Origin of the sequence: Rubrivivax sp. JA1026 (assembly GCF_011065555.1) — a bacterium.
Classification (GTDB): Bacteria; Pseudomonadota; Gammaproteobacteria; order Burkholderiales; family Burkholderiaceae_C; genus Rubrivivax; species Rubrivivax benzoatilyticus.
Map to the genome: position 1 here is coordinate 204462 of NZ_JAALCQ010000008.1, position 15340 is coordinate 219801.

A 15340-nucleotide genomic window follows, 5' to 3' on the forward strand; every position below is an offset into this window, starting at 1 on the left:
CCCGGATCATTAGTATTTAAAAGGAACCAACTCTCAACTTGCGTGTTGGTGCCGAAATGATCCATCATCGCGCCCCGGCTCCACAAGAAGGGAGCCGAAGGTCACTTGGTGACCTCGGTGTTACCGACCCCAGCCCCGCGGAGTTCTCGATGTCGCTTCACAAGTCCAAGGATCCCGATGCCGACCGCTGCCCGATCCGCGACGTGCTCGAACGTTTGGGCGACCGCTGGAGCATGCTGGTGCTGTTCACGCTGGAGGAGGGCGGCACGCTGCGCTTCACGGTGCTGAAGTCGCGCATCGCCGACATCTCGCAGCGCATGCTGGCGCAGACGCTGCGCCGGCTGGAGCAGGACGGCCTGGTCAGCCGCACCGTCTACCCGACGGTGCCGCCGCGTGTGGATTACGCGCTGACCGAACTCGGCGCCTCGTTCCTGAAGCCGATGCACGGCCTGCTGGACTGGGCCAAGGCGCACCACCAGGACGTGCACGCGGCGCGCCGCGCCTACACGGCGCCCGAGGCGATCGAGGCGCGCTGAGTCAGCCGCGCCGCAGCCCGGCTTCGTACCAGGGTTTGCTGCGGTTGACCCAGCGCACCACCAGCAGCATCACCGGCACCTCGATCAGCACGCCGACGACGGTGGCCAGCGCCGCGCCCGACTGGAAGCCGAACAGGCTGATCGCCGCGGCCACCGCCAGCTCGAAGAAGTTGCTGGCGCCGATCAGCGCCGACGGGCAGGCCACCGCGTGGCTCTCGCCGGCGCGGCGGTTCAGCCAGTAGGCCAGTCCCGAGTTGAAGAACACCTGGATCAGGATCGGCACGGCCAGCATCGCGATCACCGCCGGCTGCGCCAGGATGGCCTCGCCCTGGAAGGCGAAGAGCAGCACCAGCGTCGCCAGCAGCGCGGCGATCGACCACGGGCCGATGCGGGCCAGCGTCGCCTCCAGCGCCTGCGGGCCGCGGCGCAGCAGCGCGCGGCGCCAGGCCTGCGCCAGCACCACCGGGATCACGATGTAGAGCACGACCGAGGTCAGCAGCGTGTCCCAGGGCACGGTGATCGCCGACAGCCCCAGCAGCAGCGCGACGATGGGCGCGAAGGCGAAGACCATGATCGTGTCGTTCAGCGCCACCTGGCTCAGCGTGAACAGCGGGTCGCCGTTGGTCAGCCGGCTCCAGACGAAGACCATCGCCGTGCAGGGCGCCGCGGCGAGCAGGATCAGCCCGGCAACATAACTGTCGAGCTGCTCGGCCGGCAGCCAGGGCGCGAAGACCTGGCGGATGAAGATCCAGGCCAGCAGCGCCATCGAGAAGGGCTTGACGGCCCAGTTGACGAACAGCGTGACGCCGATGCCGCGCCAGTGCCGGCGCACCTGGTGCAGCGCGCCGAAGTCCACCTTCAGCAGCATCGGGATGATCATCACCCAGATCAGCAGCCCGACCGGCAGGTTGACCTGGGCGAACTCGAGCCGGCCGATGGCCTGGAACGGCCCCGGGAACAACTGCCCCAGCGCGATGCCGGCGGCGATGCACAGCGCGACCCAGAGCGTCAGCCAGCGTTCGAACAGACTCATCGGTGCGGGGGCGGGCAGGGTGGCGGTGGTCATGGCGTCAGCTCCGGCCGATCTCGGCGAGTGCGGCCTGCAGCGCGGTGCGGTCCATCGTCGCCAGCGGCAGCGCCAGCAGTTGCAGCATGCGGTAGCCGATCGCCTGGCGCGTCAGTTCGAAAGCGCGTCGCTTGCCCTCGTCGCCGCCTTCGGCGTTGGACGGGTCGGGGTAGCCCCAATGCACCTTGATCGGCTGGCCCTGGGCGCCGAAGAACACCGGGCAGGTCTCGGCCGCGGCGCTGTCGCAGACGGTGATGACGATGTCCAGCGGCGGCGCGCCGTCGGCGCTGAACTCGTCCCAACTCTTGCTGCGAAACGCGCCGGTGGCGATGCCGGCGTTGGCCAGCGCTTCCAGCGCGAACGGGTTGATGCGCCCGCTGGGCGCGCTGCCGGCGCTGTGCGCGCGCACGTCGGCGCCGAGTGTCGCGGCCAGGTGGTTCAGCATGCCTTCGGCCAGCACGCTGCGCGCCGAGTTGTGGGTGCAGAGGATCAGGACGTGCACGGTCATGTCAGTGCTTTCCGATGTCGGCGACGCGCGCCTTCAGCGCGACGCGGTCCAGGCTGGCCAGCGGCAGCGCCAGCATCAGCTGGATGCGCCGCTTCATCGTGACGAAGGTGTCGACGAAGGCCTGCTCTCTCTGCGCCTCGGGCGCGGCGGCGGGGTCGGGCATGCCCCAGTGCGCGGTGATCGGCTGGCCCGGCCAGACCGGGCAAACCTCGCCGGCGGCCTGGTCGCAGACGGTGAAGACGAAGTGCAGCTCGGGCGCTCCTGGCGACGCGAACTCCTCCCAGCTCTTGCTGCGACAGCCGTCGACCGGCAGGCCCTGCGCGGCGAGTGTCTTCAGCGTCAGCGGATGCACTTCGCCCTTGGGGTGGCTGCCGGCGGAGAAGGCGCGGAAGCGCCCGTCGCCGAGCCGGTTCATCAGCGCCTCGGCGAGGATCGAGCGTGCCGAGTTGCCGCTGCAGACGAACAGGACGTTGTAGGTCGTCGGTTCCATCGGGTGCCTCGTAAAGAAGCCGCCGCTCAGCAGCGCGCGCCGCGGCGCGTGGTGCGCGGCGTGCAGCCGCTGGCCTGGCAGCAGTGGTCGGTGAGGTAGCCCAGCAGCGTGTCCATGCGCGCCATCTCGGGGCGGTAGATCAGGCTGCGGCCGTCGCGCTCGGCGCTGACGAGCCCGGCGTGGATCAGCTCTTTCAGGTGGAAGGACAGCGTCGACGACGGGATGTCGAGCATCGCCGACAGCGCCGATGGCGTCATGCCGACCGGCGCCGCGCCGACCAGCGCGCGGAAGATGCGCAGCCGCGCTTCCTGGGCCAGCGCCGCCAGCGCGGCGACGGCGTCCTTCTCGTTCATCGTGGTGGTGGCGCCTGCGTCGTGTTCTGACATCGGTGCTTCCTATATTTCTAAAGTTGTGGAAGTATAGATGTATGGCCGTGACAACGGCGTGTCCGGGTGAAGGAAGAACGATGAACAGCGAAACCGACGTCAAGGATTTCGTGCGCCGCCACTACGGCGACGCCGCCACGCGCGTGGCGCAAGGCGAGGCCAACCCCTGCTGCGGCATTGCCAGCGCGGCCGCCGACCCGATCTCCTCGGGCCTGTACGACAGCGTGCAGACCGGCGAGCTGCCCGACACCGCGGTGCTGGCCTCGCTGGGCTGCGGCAACCCGACCGCGCTGGCCGAGTTGCACGCCGGCGAGACGGTGCTCGACCTGGGTTCGGGCGGAGGCATCGACGTGCTGCTGTCGGCGCGCCGTGTCGGCCCGACCGGCATGGCCTTCGGCCTGGACATGACGCGCGAGATGCTCGCGCTGGCCGAGCAGAACAAGAGCAAGAGCGGGCTGCGCAACGTCTTCTTCCTGCGCGGCGAGATCGAGAACATCCCGCTGCCCGACGACACGGTGGACGTGATCATCTCCAACTGCGTCATCAACCTGTCGGCCGACAAGGACCGCGTGCTGCGCGAGGCCTTCCGCGTGCTCAAGCCGGGCGGGCGTTTCGCCGTCAGCGACATCGTCGTGCGCGGCGAGGTGCCGGCGGCGATCCGGGCCGACCGCACGCTGTGGGCCGGCTGCGTGGCCGGCGCGCTGCGCGACAGCGACTACCTCGCGCGGCTGCGCGCGGCCGGTTTCGAGCACGCGGCGATCGAGGTCACGCGTGTCTACGGCGCCGAGGACGCGCTGACGCTGCTGTCGGGCCAGGTGGCCGACGCCCAGGCGCTGGCGCGCCAGGTCGACGGCCTGTTCGCCAGCGGTTTCGTGCGCGCCACCAAGCCGCTGACGGCGCAAGCGCCGACGGCCGAGCCGGCTGCCGCCGCCGGATGCGGCTGCAAGTCGCGCTGCTGCTGAGGCCGCGTCTCAGCGGCTGGTGATGATGCGCAGCCCCAGTCCGATGAAGACGACGCCGGCGATGCGGTCCAGCCACGCGCCGGCGCCGGGGCGGCGGTTCAGCCAGGCGCCGATGCTGCCGGCGAAGGCGCCCAGCAGCGCGAAGATCAGCGCCGCCTGGGCGGTGAACACGAGGCCCAGCACGCCGAGCTGCAGCGCCACCGGCCCCTGTTCCGGCACGACGAACTGCGGCAGGAAGGACAGGAAGAACAGCACGACCTTCGGGTTCACCGCGTTGGCCAGCAGGCCGCGGCGGAACAGCGTGGCCGCGCTCTCATCGCCGGCGCCGGCCGTGCCCGACAGCGCGCCGCCGCGGCTGCGCAGCGCACGCAGCCCGAGCCAGACGAGGTAGCCGCCGCCGATCCACTTCAGCGCCGTGAAGGCGATCGGCGAGGCCGCGACCAGCGCGCTGACGCCCAGCACCGCCAGCGCCGTGTGGCTCAGGCAGCCGAGCGCGCAGCCCAGGCCGAAGGCGATGCCGCGCCGCCGCCCGCGCGACATGCCGGTGCTCAGCACCATCAGGTTGTCGGGGCCGGGCGTGGCCGTGATCAGCACGGAGGCGGCGAGGAATGCGAGCAGTTGGGAGAGTGTCAGCATCGGGCGGCGGCCGGGGGCGGGCCCCGGATTGTCGCGCCCGCCGCTTCAGCTCAGCGTGCGCTGCCCGCGCCAGGCAGCCACCGGCCGCGGCTGTGCGCCGAGCACTCGCTCGGCGTCCAGCGAGCGGATAGCCACCGAGGCGTCGCGCGGGATCAGGCCCTGGGCGATCAGGTTCTCGTAGCGCAGCGCGCAGACGCGCAAAAAGGACGCGAAGTTGCCGACCGCGCCGCGTTCGGCCACCAGTTCGTCGTACAGCGTCTCGATGAGCTGGGCGACGCTCAGGCCGTCGCGCGCGGCGATCTCCTCGAGCACCGCCCAGTGCAGGTTCTCCAGCCGCACGCTGGTGACGACGCCGTGCAGCCGCACCGAGCGCGTGCGGCTCTCGTAGCTGGCGGGGTCGGCGCTGACGAAGATCCGGCACATGGGCGTCTCCCTGGGCGTTGCAGGACGATGCTACAGGCTGATGCGCGTGCCCAGCACGGCCAGGAACTGCCCGATCCAGGCGGGGTGCGCCGGCCACGCCGGGGCGGTGACGAGCTTGCCGTCGGTGACCGCGCCGTCGATCGCGATGCCCATGTACTCGGCGCCGGCCAGTTCCACCTCGAGCTGGCAGGCCGGGTAGGCGCTGACACGCCGGCCTTTGATCAGCCCGGTGGCGGCCAGCAGCTGCGCGCCGTGGCAGATCGCGGCCACCGGCTTGTCGGCCGCCAGGAAGTGGCGCGTGATCTCGACGACACGCGAGTTCATGCGCAGGTACTCGGGCGCGCGGCCGCCGGGGATCACCAGCGCGTCGTACGCCGCCGGGTCGATGTCGGCGAAGCTGGCGTTGAGCGTGAAGCGGTGGCCGGGCTTCTCGCTGTAGGTCTGCTGGCCCTCGAAGTCGTGGATCGCGGTCATCACGTAGTCGCCGCGTTTCTTGTCGGGCGCCACCGCGTGCACCGTGTGGCCCACGGCCTGCAGCGCCTGGAACGGCACCATGACCTCGTAGTCCTCGCCGAAGTCGCCGCACAGCATCAGGATCTTGCTCATCGCCCGGGTCTCCTGGGTTCGTTGGGATGGGCGCCATCTTCGGCAAGCGTGCCGCGCAGGCGGTAGTAGCGGCCTACCGCGGCGGCTGTGGTTTTCCCGGAGGGCGAGGAACCAAACTCGGTTTCCTTCGTTCCGGGCGCCGGGACCGCTGGAGAAACTCATGAGACGTTGTCCCTCCCGCCGTCTCCATGCCTGTCCAGGAACTACCCGCCGCCCCGCCGCTGATCCGGCTCGACGGCCTCAGCAAACGTTTCCGCCTGCCCGGCGGCGAGGTCTTCGACGCCGTGCACGAGGTCTCGCTGCAGGTGCGCCGCGGCGACGTCTTCGGCATCGTCGGCGCCAGCGGCGCCGGCAAGTCGACGCTGCTGCGCCTGATCAACCTGCTGGAGACCCCCGACCGCGGCCGCGTCGAGGTCGACGGCCGCGTGCTGACCGAACTCGGCAAGCGCGAGCTGCGGCTGGCGCGCCAGTCGATCGGCATGATCTTCCAGCAGTTCAACCTGCTGCAGAACGCGACCGTCTTCGACAACGTCGCCTTCCCGCTGCGCCTGCACGGCCGGCGCTCGCGCGCCGAAGTCGCCGAACGGGTCGCCGAATGCCTGGCCATCGTCGGCCTCACCGACAAGCGCGACAGCCACCCGGCACAGCTGTCCGGCGGCCAGAAGCAGCGCGTGGCGATCGCCCGTGCGCTGGCGCCGCACCCGTCGGTGCTGCTGTGCGACGAGCCGACCTCGGCGCTGGACGCCGACACCACGCGCCAGGTGCTGCGCACGCTGGCCGACATCAACGCCCGGCTCGGCGTGACGATCGTCATCGTCACCCACGAGCTGGAGGTCGTGCGCTCGCTGTGCCGCCACGTCGCCGTCGTCGAACGCGGTGCGGTCGCCGAGCAGTTCGCGCTGGCCGAGCGCGGCGTGCGCCGCCGCACCTCGCTGGGCCGGGCGCTGCAGCGCCTCGTGGACCACCCGCCCGAACTCGATGCCGAAGGCGACGAGGCCCTGGCCGAAGAACCGGAGCCCGCCCATGCCTGAGAACATCGTCGCGCTGCTGCCCGAACTCTGGACGGCGGTCGGCCAGACCGCGCTGATGCTGGCCATCGGCCTGGGCTCGGCGTTGATCGTCGGCGGCCCGCTGGGCGTCTGGCTGTTCCTGCTCGGGCCGGGCCAGCCGCTGGCCTCGGCGCCGGTCTACGGCGTCGTCAGCTGGGTCGTGAACCTGGTGCGCTCGTTCCCGTTCATCATCCTGCTGGTGGCGCTGGTGCCGGTCACACGCGTCATCGCCGGCACCTCGATCGGGCCGCTGGCGGCGGCGGTGCCGCTGTCCTTCGCGGCGATCCCGTACTTCGCGCGCCTCGTCGAACAGACGCTGCGCGAGGTGCCGCGCGGCGTCGTCGAGGCAGCGCACGCGATGGGCGCCTCGGAGCTGCAGATCGTCTGGCGCGTGCTCGTCGTCGAGGCGCGCTCGGGGCTGGTGCTGGCGCTGACGGTGCTGGCGATCAGCTTCCTGTCGTACTCGGCGGTGGCCGGCGTCGTCGGCGGCGGCGGCATCGGCGACCTCGCGATCCGCTACGGCTACTACCGCTTCCAGACCGACGTGATGGTGTTCACCGTCGCGATCCTCGTCGTGCTCGTGCAGCTCATCCAGTTCGGCGGCAACGCGCTCGCACGCCGCCTCGACAAACGCTGACCTCCCGTCTTCTCCGGAACCAAGGAAAACCCATGTCGTTCTCGCGCCGTTCGCTGCTGTCCACCGCCGTCGCCCTGGCCGCCGTCCTCGGCGCCGCGACGCTCGCCTCCCAGGCCCATGCGCAGCAGAAGAAGGAGCTCGTCATCGGCGCCACCGCCGGCTCCAACCTCGACGTGCTGAAGCTCGGCATCAAGCCGCAGCTCGAACAGAAGGGCTACAAGGTGAAGCTCGTCGAGTTCAACGACTACGTGCAGCCGAACAAGGCGCTGGCCGACGGCGCGCTCGACGCCAACTTCTTCCAGCACATCATCTACCTGAAGAAGTTCGCCGCCGACCAGAAGCTCGACATCGTCGACATCGTGCAGGGCCCGATCGCGCCGCTGGGCCTGTACTCGCGCAAGTTCAAGACCGTGGCCGAGCTGCGCGAAGGCGCGCGCATCGCGCTGCCCAACGACCCGACCAACCTCGCGCGTTCGCTGGTCTTCCTGGAGCAGCACAAGCTGCTGACCGTGAAGCCCGGCGTCGACCCGCTGCGCGTCACCGAGAAGGACATCGTCGCCAACCCGAAGAAGATCCAGCTCGTGCCGCTGGAGGCCGCGCAGCTGCCGCGCGCGCTGGACGACACCGACTTCGCCGTCATCAACGGCAACTTCGCGATCTCCTCGGGGCTGAAGCTCACCGAAGCGGTGGCGCTGGAAAAGACGCCCGACTACTACCTGCTCGTCGCCGCGGTCAAGCGCGCCGACGCCGCCACACCCTGGGCGCACGACATCGCCGAGGCTTTCAAGACGCCGTACTTCAAGCAGGTGCTGGACAAGAACTTCGCCGGCTACGCCCGCCCGTCCTTCCTGCCGTGAGGGGCGGACGATGCAGGTCTGGCAGTTCGATGAAGACGGCGCCGTGACGCAGCACGCCCGCGGCACGGCCGCCAGCGTGGCGCTGCTGGCGCGGCTGGGCGTGGACGCCGGGCGCGTGGAGATCGAGCCCGACGCCGATTCGGGCCACCACGCGGCGCTGGATGCGCTGCGCCGGCACTACGGCATCGTGCACGAGGACCGCGTCACCGTGCGCCCGGGCGACCCGGCCTGGCCGGCGCAGCGCGCCCGCTTCCTGGAGGAGCACACGCACGCCGACCTGGAGCTGCGTGTGTTCGTCAACGGCCGCGGCCTGTTCCACGTGCGCCTGCCGGCGGGCGGCCTGGCCGTGCTCTGCACCGCCGGCGACTGGATCGCCGTGCCGGCGGGTCTGGCCCACCGCTTCGACGGCGGCCGCCTGGCCGACTTCGAGGCGCTGCGTTTCTTCTCGCGCGGCCAGGGCTGGGAGGCGTTGCCCACCGGCGGCGGCGCGCCGACGCTGCCGTTGCTGGACGAACTGCTGGCCGGGCGTGTGACCGCGCCGCCGGCCGTCGCGAGGACGGCATGAGCCCTCAGGACTTGTCCGGGGCTCATTCCCGCTCGGAGGGACCGGCCGCCAGGCCGGAGGGTGCCCAATGAGCGCGGTCCTGGCCGAGATCGGCACCGAACGCCGCTTCTGGGCGCCGGCGCTGGAGACCCAGTCGCGTGCCGACTGGGACGCGCTGAAGCTCGAGCGCCTGCGCCGCCACCTGCACCACGCCGCCGAGGGCTCGCCGTACTACCGCGCCGCCTTCGCCGCCGCCGGCGTGGGCCCCGAGGACCTGCGCACGCTGGACGACCTGCGGCGTTTCCCGACGCTGGACAAACGCACGCTGCGCGACCGCCAACTGGCGGTGCCGCCGCTGGGCGACATCGTCGCCGTGCCCGAGCGCGACGTGGTCTACGTCTGCGCCTCCAGCGGCTCGACCGGCGTGCCGACCGCCTCGCCGTTCACCGCCGAGGACTTCGACGACTGGATCGATTACGAGGCGCGCCAGTTCTGGTCCTCCGGGCTGCGGCCCGACGACCGCTACGGCCACGCGCTGAACCTGTCGCTGTTCGTCGGCGGGCCTTGCGTGCTCGGCGCGCAGCGCCTGGGCGCCTTGAGCGTGCACGCCGGCACGCTGCCGTCCGAACGCCTGCTGCAGATCGCGCAGCAGTTCCGCCTGACGGCGCTGTGGACGACGCCGTCCTACGCCTGGTACCTGGGCGAGACGGCGCTCAAGCAGGGCCTGGACCCGCGCCGCGACCTGCAGGTGCGCCGGCTCTTCGTCGCCGGCGAACCCGGCGGCTCGATCCCGCAGACGCGCCAGCGCATCGAGGCGCTGTGGGGCGCCAAGGTCTACGACTACTACGGCCTGTCGGACATCTTCGGGTCCTGCGCCGGCATGTGCGAGCAGCAGGACGGGCTGCACTGGGCCGAGGACCACATCCACTGGGAGGTGCTCGACGCCGCGGGCGAGCCGGTGCGCGAGGGCGAACGCGGCGAGCTGGTGCTGACCACGCTCGCCAAGCGCGCCCGGCCGATGATCCGCTTTCGTACCGGCGACATCGTCTCGTTCAGCACCGAACCCTGCCGCTGCGGCCGCACCAGCGCGCGCCTGCTGGGCGTGCACGGCCGGCTCGACGACATGCTGATCGTCAAGGGCGTCAACCTGTTCCCCAGCGACGTCGAGGCCGTCGTGCGGCGTTTCGCCGAGTTCAACGGCGAGTACCGCCTGGTCGTCGAGCGCGTGCAGCACCTGGACCGGCTGACGGTGGAAGTCGAGACCGCGCCGGGTTTCGCCGGCGACGCGCCGGGCCTGGCCGGGCGCTTCGCCCATGCGCTGAAGAGCGCCAGCGGCGTCTCGGCCGAGGTCCGGCTGCTGGCGCCGGAGACGCTGCCGCGCGCCACGCATAAGGCGCGCCGCGTCGACGACCGCAGGGGCGCGCTCTGGGGATGAGCGGGCAGGGCGCCGGCGCGGGCGGTTAGAGTCTGCGCTTCGCTCGATCCCGTTCCATGACCGTTCCACGCCCGACCGACACGCCGCGCCCGCTGCCCCATCTGCCCGAGCCCCGCCACCTGGCGCGCGTGCCCGCCGGCGTCTCTCCCGAAGACTTCGAGCGCGTGCGCCGCGCCGCGCACCTGCTGCCGCAGGTCACCAAACCCGCCGAGTACCTGGAGCCGCACGCGCCCGGTTTCGAGGCCCATCTCGACAAGCTCGGGCTGATCCTGCTGCAGAAGGCCGCCGGCACGCGGCCCAGCCGCTGGATCGAGCCGCGCCTGGTGCCGCTGGCGCTGGCCCACCTCGACGCGGTGGGCACCGGCCCCGACGTGCGGGCGCTGATGCACGCGCGCGCCGCGACGCTGGAGTCGCTGGGCCTGGTGCGCCACGCCGGCGCCTTCACCCGGCTGCTGCACGACACCGTCGAGATCCCGGTGCCCGAGGAGGCCCCGTTCCCGGTGGTGCTGCCGTTACGGGTGCGCGTCGACGACACGCCGATCTGGGCCTTCTGGCGCGACGGCGACGCCGCGGCGCTGCAGGCCGCGCTGGGCGACGGCGTGCCGCATCCGCAGCGCGAGGCCATCGTCGTGCACCTGGCTCGGCTGGTGGCGCGCAGCCACGCGCTGTCGCCGCGTGAACTCGTGTCGCTGCTGCCGCGGCTGTCGGCCGAGTGCGCGCGCCCGCAGGGGGCCGACGAGCTGATGGCCGCCTGCACGCGCGTGCAGGATCGCTGGGAGCACCGTGTCACCGAACTCGACACGCTGCAGGGGCTGACCAGCGAACTGGCCTTCCAGGGCTATCCCGACACCTTCCCGAAGGCTCGTGCGCAGCAGCGCACGGTCACGCTCTACGTCGGCCCGCCCAACAGCGGCAAGACCCACGCCGCCTTCGAGCGCCTGTGCCAGGCGCGCGACGGCGCCTATCTGGCGCCGCTGCGACTGCTGGCGCTGGAAGGCCGTGACCGCATGGTCGCGCGCGGTGTCGCCTGCTCGCTGCTGACCGGCGAGGAGAACGTGCCCGCCGAAGGCGCGCACTTCGTCTCCAGCACCATCGAGATGGTCTCGACCAACAACCCGGTCGAGGTGGCGGTGGTCGACGAGGCTCAGATGATCTTCGACGCCTCGCGTGGCTGGGCCTGGACCCAGGCCATCGTCGCCGTGCCGGCCAGCGAGCTGATCATCATCTGCAGCGAGTACGCGGTGCCGGCGATCGAGATCCTGCTCGGCGTCTGCGGCGAGCGCTGCACGGTGCGGCGCTTCGAGCGCAAACAGCACGTCGAGCTGCTGCCGCGGCCGGTGGCGCTGGACGCGCTGCAGGCCGGCGACGCCGTCGTCGCGTTCAGCCGCCGCGACGTGCTGACGCTGCGCGACGCGATCGCCGCCAACGGCCGGCCGGTGTCGGTGATCTACGGCGCGCTGCCGCCCGAGGTGCGGCGGCGCGAGGCCGAACGTTTCGCCAGCGGCGAGTCGCAGATCCTCGTCGCCACCGACGCCATCGGCATGGGCCTGAACCTGCCGATCCGGCGTGTGCTGTTCTCGACGCTGAGCAAGTTCGACGGCGTCGGCGACCGCCTGCTCGACGAGTCGGAGGTGCACCAGATCGCCGGCCGCGCCGGGCGCTTCGGCTTCCACGAGGAAGGTTTCGCCGGCGTGCTCGACCTCGCCGAGCCGACCGCGGCGCGCACGCTGAAGGAGCTGCTGCACCGCCAGCCGAAGGCGCCGCGCCACTTCAAGGCGCCGGTGGCACCCAACGGCTGGCACGTGCGCACCATCGCCGAGCGCCTGCAGGCCACGCGGCTGCGCGAGGTGCTGGGCGTCTTCGTCGACCGGCTCAAGCTCGACGACGCCCACTTCGCCGTCGCCGAGCTCGACGCGATGCTGGCGCTGGCCGAGCAGCTCGACCACGCCGCCGGCGCGCTGCCGCTGGCGGCGCGTTTCGTCTACGCCCAGGCGCCGGTGGACTCGCGCAACGAGGACACGGTGCAGGAGTACCTGGACTGGGCGCGCGGCCACGCCAAGGGCGGCCGCGCCGGCCGGCCGAGCTTCCTGGACACGGTCGACGGCTGGAGCCGGCTCGACCGCATCGAGCAGGCGCTGCGCGCCTGCACGCTGTGGCTGTGGCTGGACCTGCGTTTCCCCGGCGTCTACGGCCACGTCGAGGAGGTGCATGCGCTGCGCGCCGAGCTGAACGACGGCATCGAGCGCCAGCTGCAGGGCAAACGTCCGCTGGCGCAGATGCGCCGCGCGCGGCGCCATCCCGGGGCGCACCGATAAGGGCCACGACGCCCCAAAATGTCACATGGTGGGAATGCTTGCGGCCGATCAATCGGCTGCAGCCCGTCCAGGCGTCCAATGTCCCCACGGATCGTGTTGTCATCACGGCGCGACCGTCCACCCGGCGGCCGATGCGGCCGCGCGTCGGGTGAGGGCGCTGCTCGGAACGATCTCCGCGCGGCCCCGCGGTGTCACGGTTCGAGGCCCCGGCGGCCTCGCCTTGCTCTTCATCCCCCCGGTTCGATGACATGCTGACGACAGCACTCGTGCTCGTGTTCGTCGCCGCCTATGCGGCGATCGCCCTGGAACATCCGCTCAAGATCAACAAGTCGGCCTCGGCGCTGCTCGGCGCCGGCCTGCTGTGGACGATCTACGCCATGGCCACGGCGGACCACCCGCGTGTCAGCGCCGAACTTGGCGAGTCGCTGATGGGCACGGCGCAGATCGTCTTCTTCCTGATGGGCGCGATGACCATCGTCGAGGTCGTCGACGCGCACAACGGCTTCCAGGTCATCACCGAGCGCATCCGCACGAAGACGCTGCCGTCGCTGCTGTGGCTGGTCGGCATCGTCGCGTTCTTCCTCAGCGCGATCCTGGACAACCTGACGACGACGATCGTCATGGTCTCGCTGATGCGCAAGCTGCTCGCCCGGCGCGAGGACCGGCTGTTCTTCGCCGGCATCATCGTCATCGCGGCCAACGCCGGCGGCGCCTGGACGCCGATCGGCGACGTGACGACGACGATGCTGTGGATCGGTGGCCAGATCACCGCGCTGGAGGTGATGAAGAACGTCTTCCTGCCGTCGGTCGCCAGCCTGCTGGTGCCGCTGGCGGTGACGGCCTTCGCCCTGCGCGGCAAGCCGGTGCTGGCGCCGACCGAGCGTGAGGACGACGACGGCGTCGTCACCAGCGCGTTCGAGCGCAATCTGATGTTCTTCCTCGGGCTGAGCATCCTGGTCGCGGTGCCGGTCTTCAAGACGCTGACCCACCTGCCGCCGTTCATGGGCATCCTGTTCGGGCTGGGCATCCTGTGGCTCGTCGGCGATCTGGTGCACCGCCACAAGGACGACGACTACAAGGTCCGCTTCACGCTGGCGCACGCGCTGAGCAAGATCGACATGAGCTCGCTGGTGTTCTTCATCGGCATCCTGCTGTGCGTGGCGACGCTTGAGCACACCCACGTGCTGGCCGGCCTGGCGCAATGGCTGGACGCGACGATCGGCCGCCAGGACCTCATCGTCATCGTCATCGGCATGGTCAGCGCGGTGGTCGACAACGTGCCGCTGGTGGCCGCGTCGATGGGCATGTACAGCCTGGCCGACTTCCCGCCGGACCACTTCCTCTGGGGCTTCATGGCCTATTGCGCCGGCACCGGTGGCTCCATCCTCGTCATCGGCTCGGCCGCGGGCGTGGCGGCGATGGGCATGGAGAAGATCGACTTCTTCTGGTACATGCGCAAGATCAGCGGCCTGGCGCTGCTGGGCTACTTCGCCGGCGTCGCGATCTATCTGCTGCAGCAGCACCTGGCCTGAGTTCCGGGCCGGCCAACGCGCAGGGAGGCCGTCGATTCGGGGCGGTGGCCGTCGATTCTTGCGCTTTCCGCTTGTGATTTTGGGGTTTCCCCGGGTCGCGTATCCCGCCAGATGAAGTCGTTTGTCGTTCGTCAATCTGGCTTGCCGGGTGGCCGGGTCCAATTCGTTTCAGGGTCGAACTGCCATCGCGGTGCGGCCCGGGTTTCGGCGGTCAACGTGGTCGCCGGCGTAGTGAAGTGGTCTGTCAGACCGATCTCTGGCTGCCCTGTGAACGACGCTTCATCCCGCCGCCGACCGGCGTCAGGAGTTGCCGACGCTTTGCATGCGTAGCCCCGCCCGCCTCCGGCTGCACGCCGGTCGCGGCTCGACTTTCGCACTGGCATCGGACGCTCTAGCGGGCTGGGCGCTGTGGGCGCATGAGTAGGACGGTCCGGGAGAGGTTTCGATGGAGCAGGTAGGGGTCTTCGGCATTGCGGGCGGCTTCATGGCGGCGCTGGGCGTCGTGCTGGCCGGCGTGCTCGCGTTCGCCAACCGGCGCCTGTCGGTGCAGGAGGATCCGCGCATCGACCAGGTCGAGGACCTGCTGCCCAAGTCCAACTGCGGCGCCTGCGGCCTGGCCGGCTGCCGCAACTTCGCCGAGCAGGTCGTCTCCGGCGAGGTGGTGCCGGCGCGCTGCACCGTCAGCGCCCCCGAGCAGGTCGGCGCGATCGCCCGGCTGCTGGGGGTCGGCGCCGGCGAGGTCGAGAAGCGTGTCGCCCGCCTGGCCTGCGCCGGCGGCAAGCACGTGGCGCGCATGCGTGCCCATTACGCCGGCCTGGAGACCTGCCGCGCCGCGGCCGTCGTCAGCGGCGGCGGCAAGGAATGCGCCTGGGGCTGCCTGGGCCTGGGCGACTGCGTCACGGTCTGCAAACACGGCGCGATCACGCTGGACCTGCACGGCCTGCCGGTCGTCGACGTCGACAAGTGCACGGCCTGCAACGACTGTGTCGAGGTCTGCCCCAAGGGCCTGTTCTCGGTCGAGCCGGCCGACCGGCGACTGTGGATCGCCTGCCGCAACCGCGCCGAGGGCGATGTCGCCGAAGCCTCCTGCGAAGTCGCCTGCACCGCCTGCGGCCGCTGCGTCGCCGACGCGCCCGAAGGCCTGATGGCGCTGAAGAACAACCTGGTGGAGATCGACTACGGCTGGAACGACCAGGCCGAGCGCCGCTTCACCGACCGCTGCCCGACCGGCGCGATCGTCTGGTTCGACGACCGTGGCCGCGCGCTGCGCGGCCACGCCGCCAAGAAGATCCTGCGCCACGACGCGCTGCCGGTGCGCCAGTAGTTCTGCGCGCGTCGCCCCACCGTTTTCTACATCC

At 71.0% G+C, this 15340-nt stretch carries 17 protein-coding genes; 10 read left to right on the forward strand and 7 right to left on the reverse strand.

Annotation, left to right across the window (positions count from 1 at the left end; translation table 11 throughout):
• Positions 1 to 149: 149 nt before the first annotated feature.
• On the forward strand, positions 150 to 536 hold the full coding sequence (locus G5B56_RS14740; protein ID WP_164963712.1) for a helix-turn-helix domain-containing protein: 387 nt from the start codon (positions 150 to 152) through the stop codon (positions 534 to 536).
• A gap of 1 nt (position 537) precedes the next feature.
• Here the strand turns inward: G5B56_RS14740 and arsB are convergent, their stop codons facing one another.
• Genes arsB through G5B56_RS14760 form a run of 4 tightly spaced genes read right to left on the reverse strand, consistent with a single transcriptional unit; the run spans position 538 to position 2953 of the window.
• Positions 538 to 1602 (reverse strand): ACR3 family arsenite efflux transporter, encoded by a 1065-nt coding sequence (gene arsB, locus G5B56_RS14745; protein WP_164963713.1) that lies wholly within the window; start codon positions 1600 to 1602, stop codon positions 538 to 540.
• 4 nt (positions 1603 to 1606) lie between these two features.
• The gene (locus tag G5B56_RS14750; protein ID WP_164963714.1) at positions 1607 to 2110 is read right to left on the reverse strand and encodes an arsenate reductase ArsC; all 504 of its coding nucleotides are present in this window, start codon (positions 2108 to 2110) and stop codon (positions 1607 to 1609) included.
• A 1-nt stretch (position 2111) separates the two neighbouring features.
• On the reverse strand, positions 2112 to 2600 hold the full coding sequence (locus tag G5B56_RS14755) for an arsenate reductase ArsC (RefSeq protein ID WP_164963715.1): 489 nt from the start codon (positions 2598 to 2600) through the stop codon (positions 2112 to 2114).
• A gap of 26 nt (positions 2601 to 2626) precedes the next feature.
• A complete protein-coding gene (locus G5B56_RS14760; RefSeq protein ID WP_009856205.1) occupies positions 2627 to 2953 on the reverse strand; it encodes a helix-turn-helix transcriptional regulator in 327 nt (108 codons plus the stop codon).
• Between the two features lie 113 nt (positions 2954 to 3066).
• Here G5B56_RS14760 and G5B56_RS14765 point away from each other — a divergent pair, with 113 nt between their 5' ends.
• Positions 3067 to 3948: an arsenite methyltransferase gene (locus tag G5B56_RS14765; protein ID WP_009856206.1), complete on the forward strand. Its 882-nt coding sequence runs from the start codon at positions 3067 to 3069 to the stop codon at positions 3946 to 3948.
• Between the two features lie 9 nt (positions 3949 to 3957).
• Here the strand turns inward: G5B56_RS14765 and G5B56_RS14770 are convergent, their stop codons facing one another.
• Genes G5B56_RS14770 through G5B56_RS14780 form a run of 3 tightly spaced genes read right to left on the reverse strand, consistent with a single transcriptional unit; the run spans position 3958 to position 5613 of the window.
• Positions 3958 to 4584: a LysE family translocator gene (locus G5B56_RS14770; protein WP_164963716.1), complete on the reverse strand. Its 627-nt coding sequence runs from the start codon at positions 4582 to 4584 to the stop codon at positions 3958 to 3960.
• Between the two features lie 45 nt (positions 4585 to 4629).
• Positions 4630 to 5007 (reverse strand): ribbon-helix-helix domain-containing protein, encoded by a 378-nt coding sequence (locus tag G5B56_RS14775; protein WP_164963717.1) that lies wholly within the window; start codon positions 5005 to 5007, stop codon positions 4630 to 4632.
• Between the two features lie 30 nt (positions 5008 to 5037).
• A complete protein-coding gene (locus tag G5B56_RS14780) occupies positions 5038 to 5613 on the reverse strand; it encodes a DJ-1/PfpI family protein (protein WP_164963718.1) in 576 nt (191 codons plus the stop codon).
• Positions 5614 to 5801: 188 nt separating this feature from the next.
• Here G5B56_RS14780 and G5B56_RS14785 point away from each other — a divergent pair, with 188 nt between their 5' ends.
• The 8 genes from G5B56_RS14785 to G5B56_RS14820 all read left to right on the forward strand — a co-directional run bounded on the left by G5B56_RS14785 (position 5802) and on the right by G5B56_RS14820 (position 15306).
• The gene (locus G5B56_RS14785) at positions 5802 to 6644 is read left to right on the forward strand and encodes a methionine ABC transporter ATP-binding protein (RefSeq protein ID WP_164963719.1); all 843 of its coding nucleotides are present in this window, start codon (positions 5802 to 5804) and stop codon (positions 6642 to 6644) included.
• Positions 6637 to 7299: a methionine ABC transporter permease gene (locus G5B56_RS14790; RefSeq protein ID WP_009856211.1), complete on the forward strand. Its 663-nt coding sequence runs from the start codon at positions 6637 to 6639 to the stop codon at positions 7297 to 7299. Before G5B56_RS14785 ends, G5B56_RS14790 begins: the two co-directional genes overlap by 8 nt.
• A gap of 32 nt (positions 7300 to 7331) precedes the next feature.
• Positions 7332 to 8156 carry a MetQ/NlpA family ABC transporter substrate-binding protein gene (locus G5B56_RS14795; RefSeq protein WP_164963720.1) on the forward strand — a complete coding sequence of 275 codons (825 nt, stop codon included), beginning with the start codon at positions 7332 to 7334 and terminating at the stop codon, positions 8154 to 8156.
• 10 nt (positions 8157 to 8166) lie between these two features.
• Positions 8167 to 8721: a hypothetical protein gene (locus G5B56_RS14800; RefSeq protein WP_164963721.1), complete on the forward strand. Its 555-nt coding sequence runs from the start codon at positions 8167 to 8169 to the stop codon at positions 8719 to 8721.
• Between the two features lie 67 nt (positions 8722 to 8788).
• The gene (locus G5B56_RS14805) at positions 8789 to 10135 is read left to right on the forward strand and encodes a phenylacetate--CoA ligase family protein (protein WP_164963722.1); all 1347 of its coding nucleotides are present in this window, start codon (positions 8789 to 8791) and stop codon (positions 10133 to 10135) included.
• Positions 10136 to 10191: 56 nt separating this feature from the next.
• Complete coding sequence (locus tag G5B56_RS14810) at positions 10192 to 12450, forward strand: helicase-related protein (RefSeq protein ID WP_164963723.1); 2259 nt, start codon at positions 10192 to 10194, stop codon at positions 12448 to 12450.
• A 251-nt stretch (positions 12451 to 12701) separates the two neighbouring features.
• A complete protein-coding gene (gene nhaD / locus G5B56_RS14815; protein WP_193384723.1) occupies positions 12702 to 13982 on the forward strand; it encodes a sodium:proton antiporter NhaD in 1281 nt (426 codons plus the stop codon).
• A gap of 445 nt (positions 13983 to 14427) precedes the next feature.
• Positions 14428 to 15306: a (Fe-S)-binding protein gene (locus tag G5B56_RS14820; protein ID WP_164963724.1), complete on the forward strand. Its 879-nt coding sequence runs from the start codon at positions 14428 to 14430 to the stop codon at positions 15304 to 15306.
• Positions 15307 to 15340 lie beyond the last annotated feature (34 nt).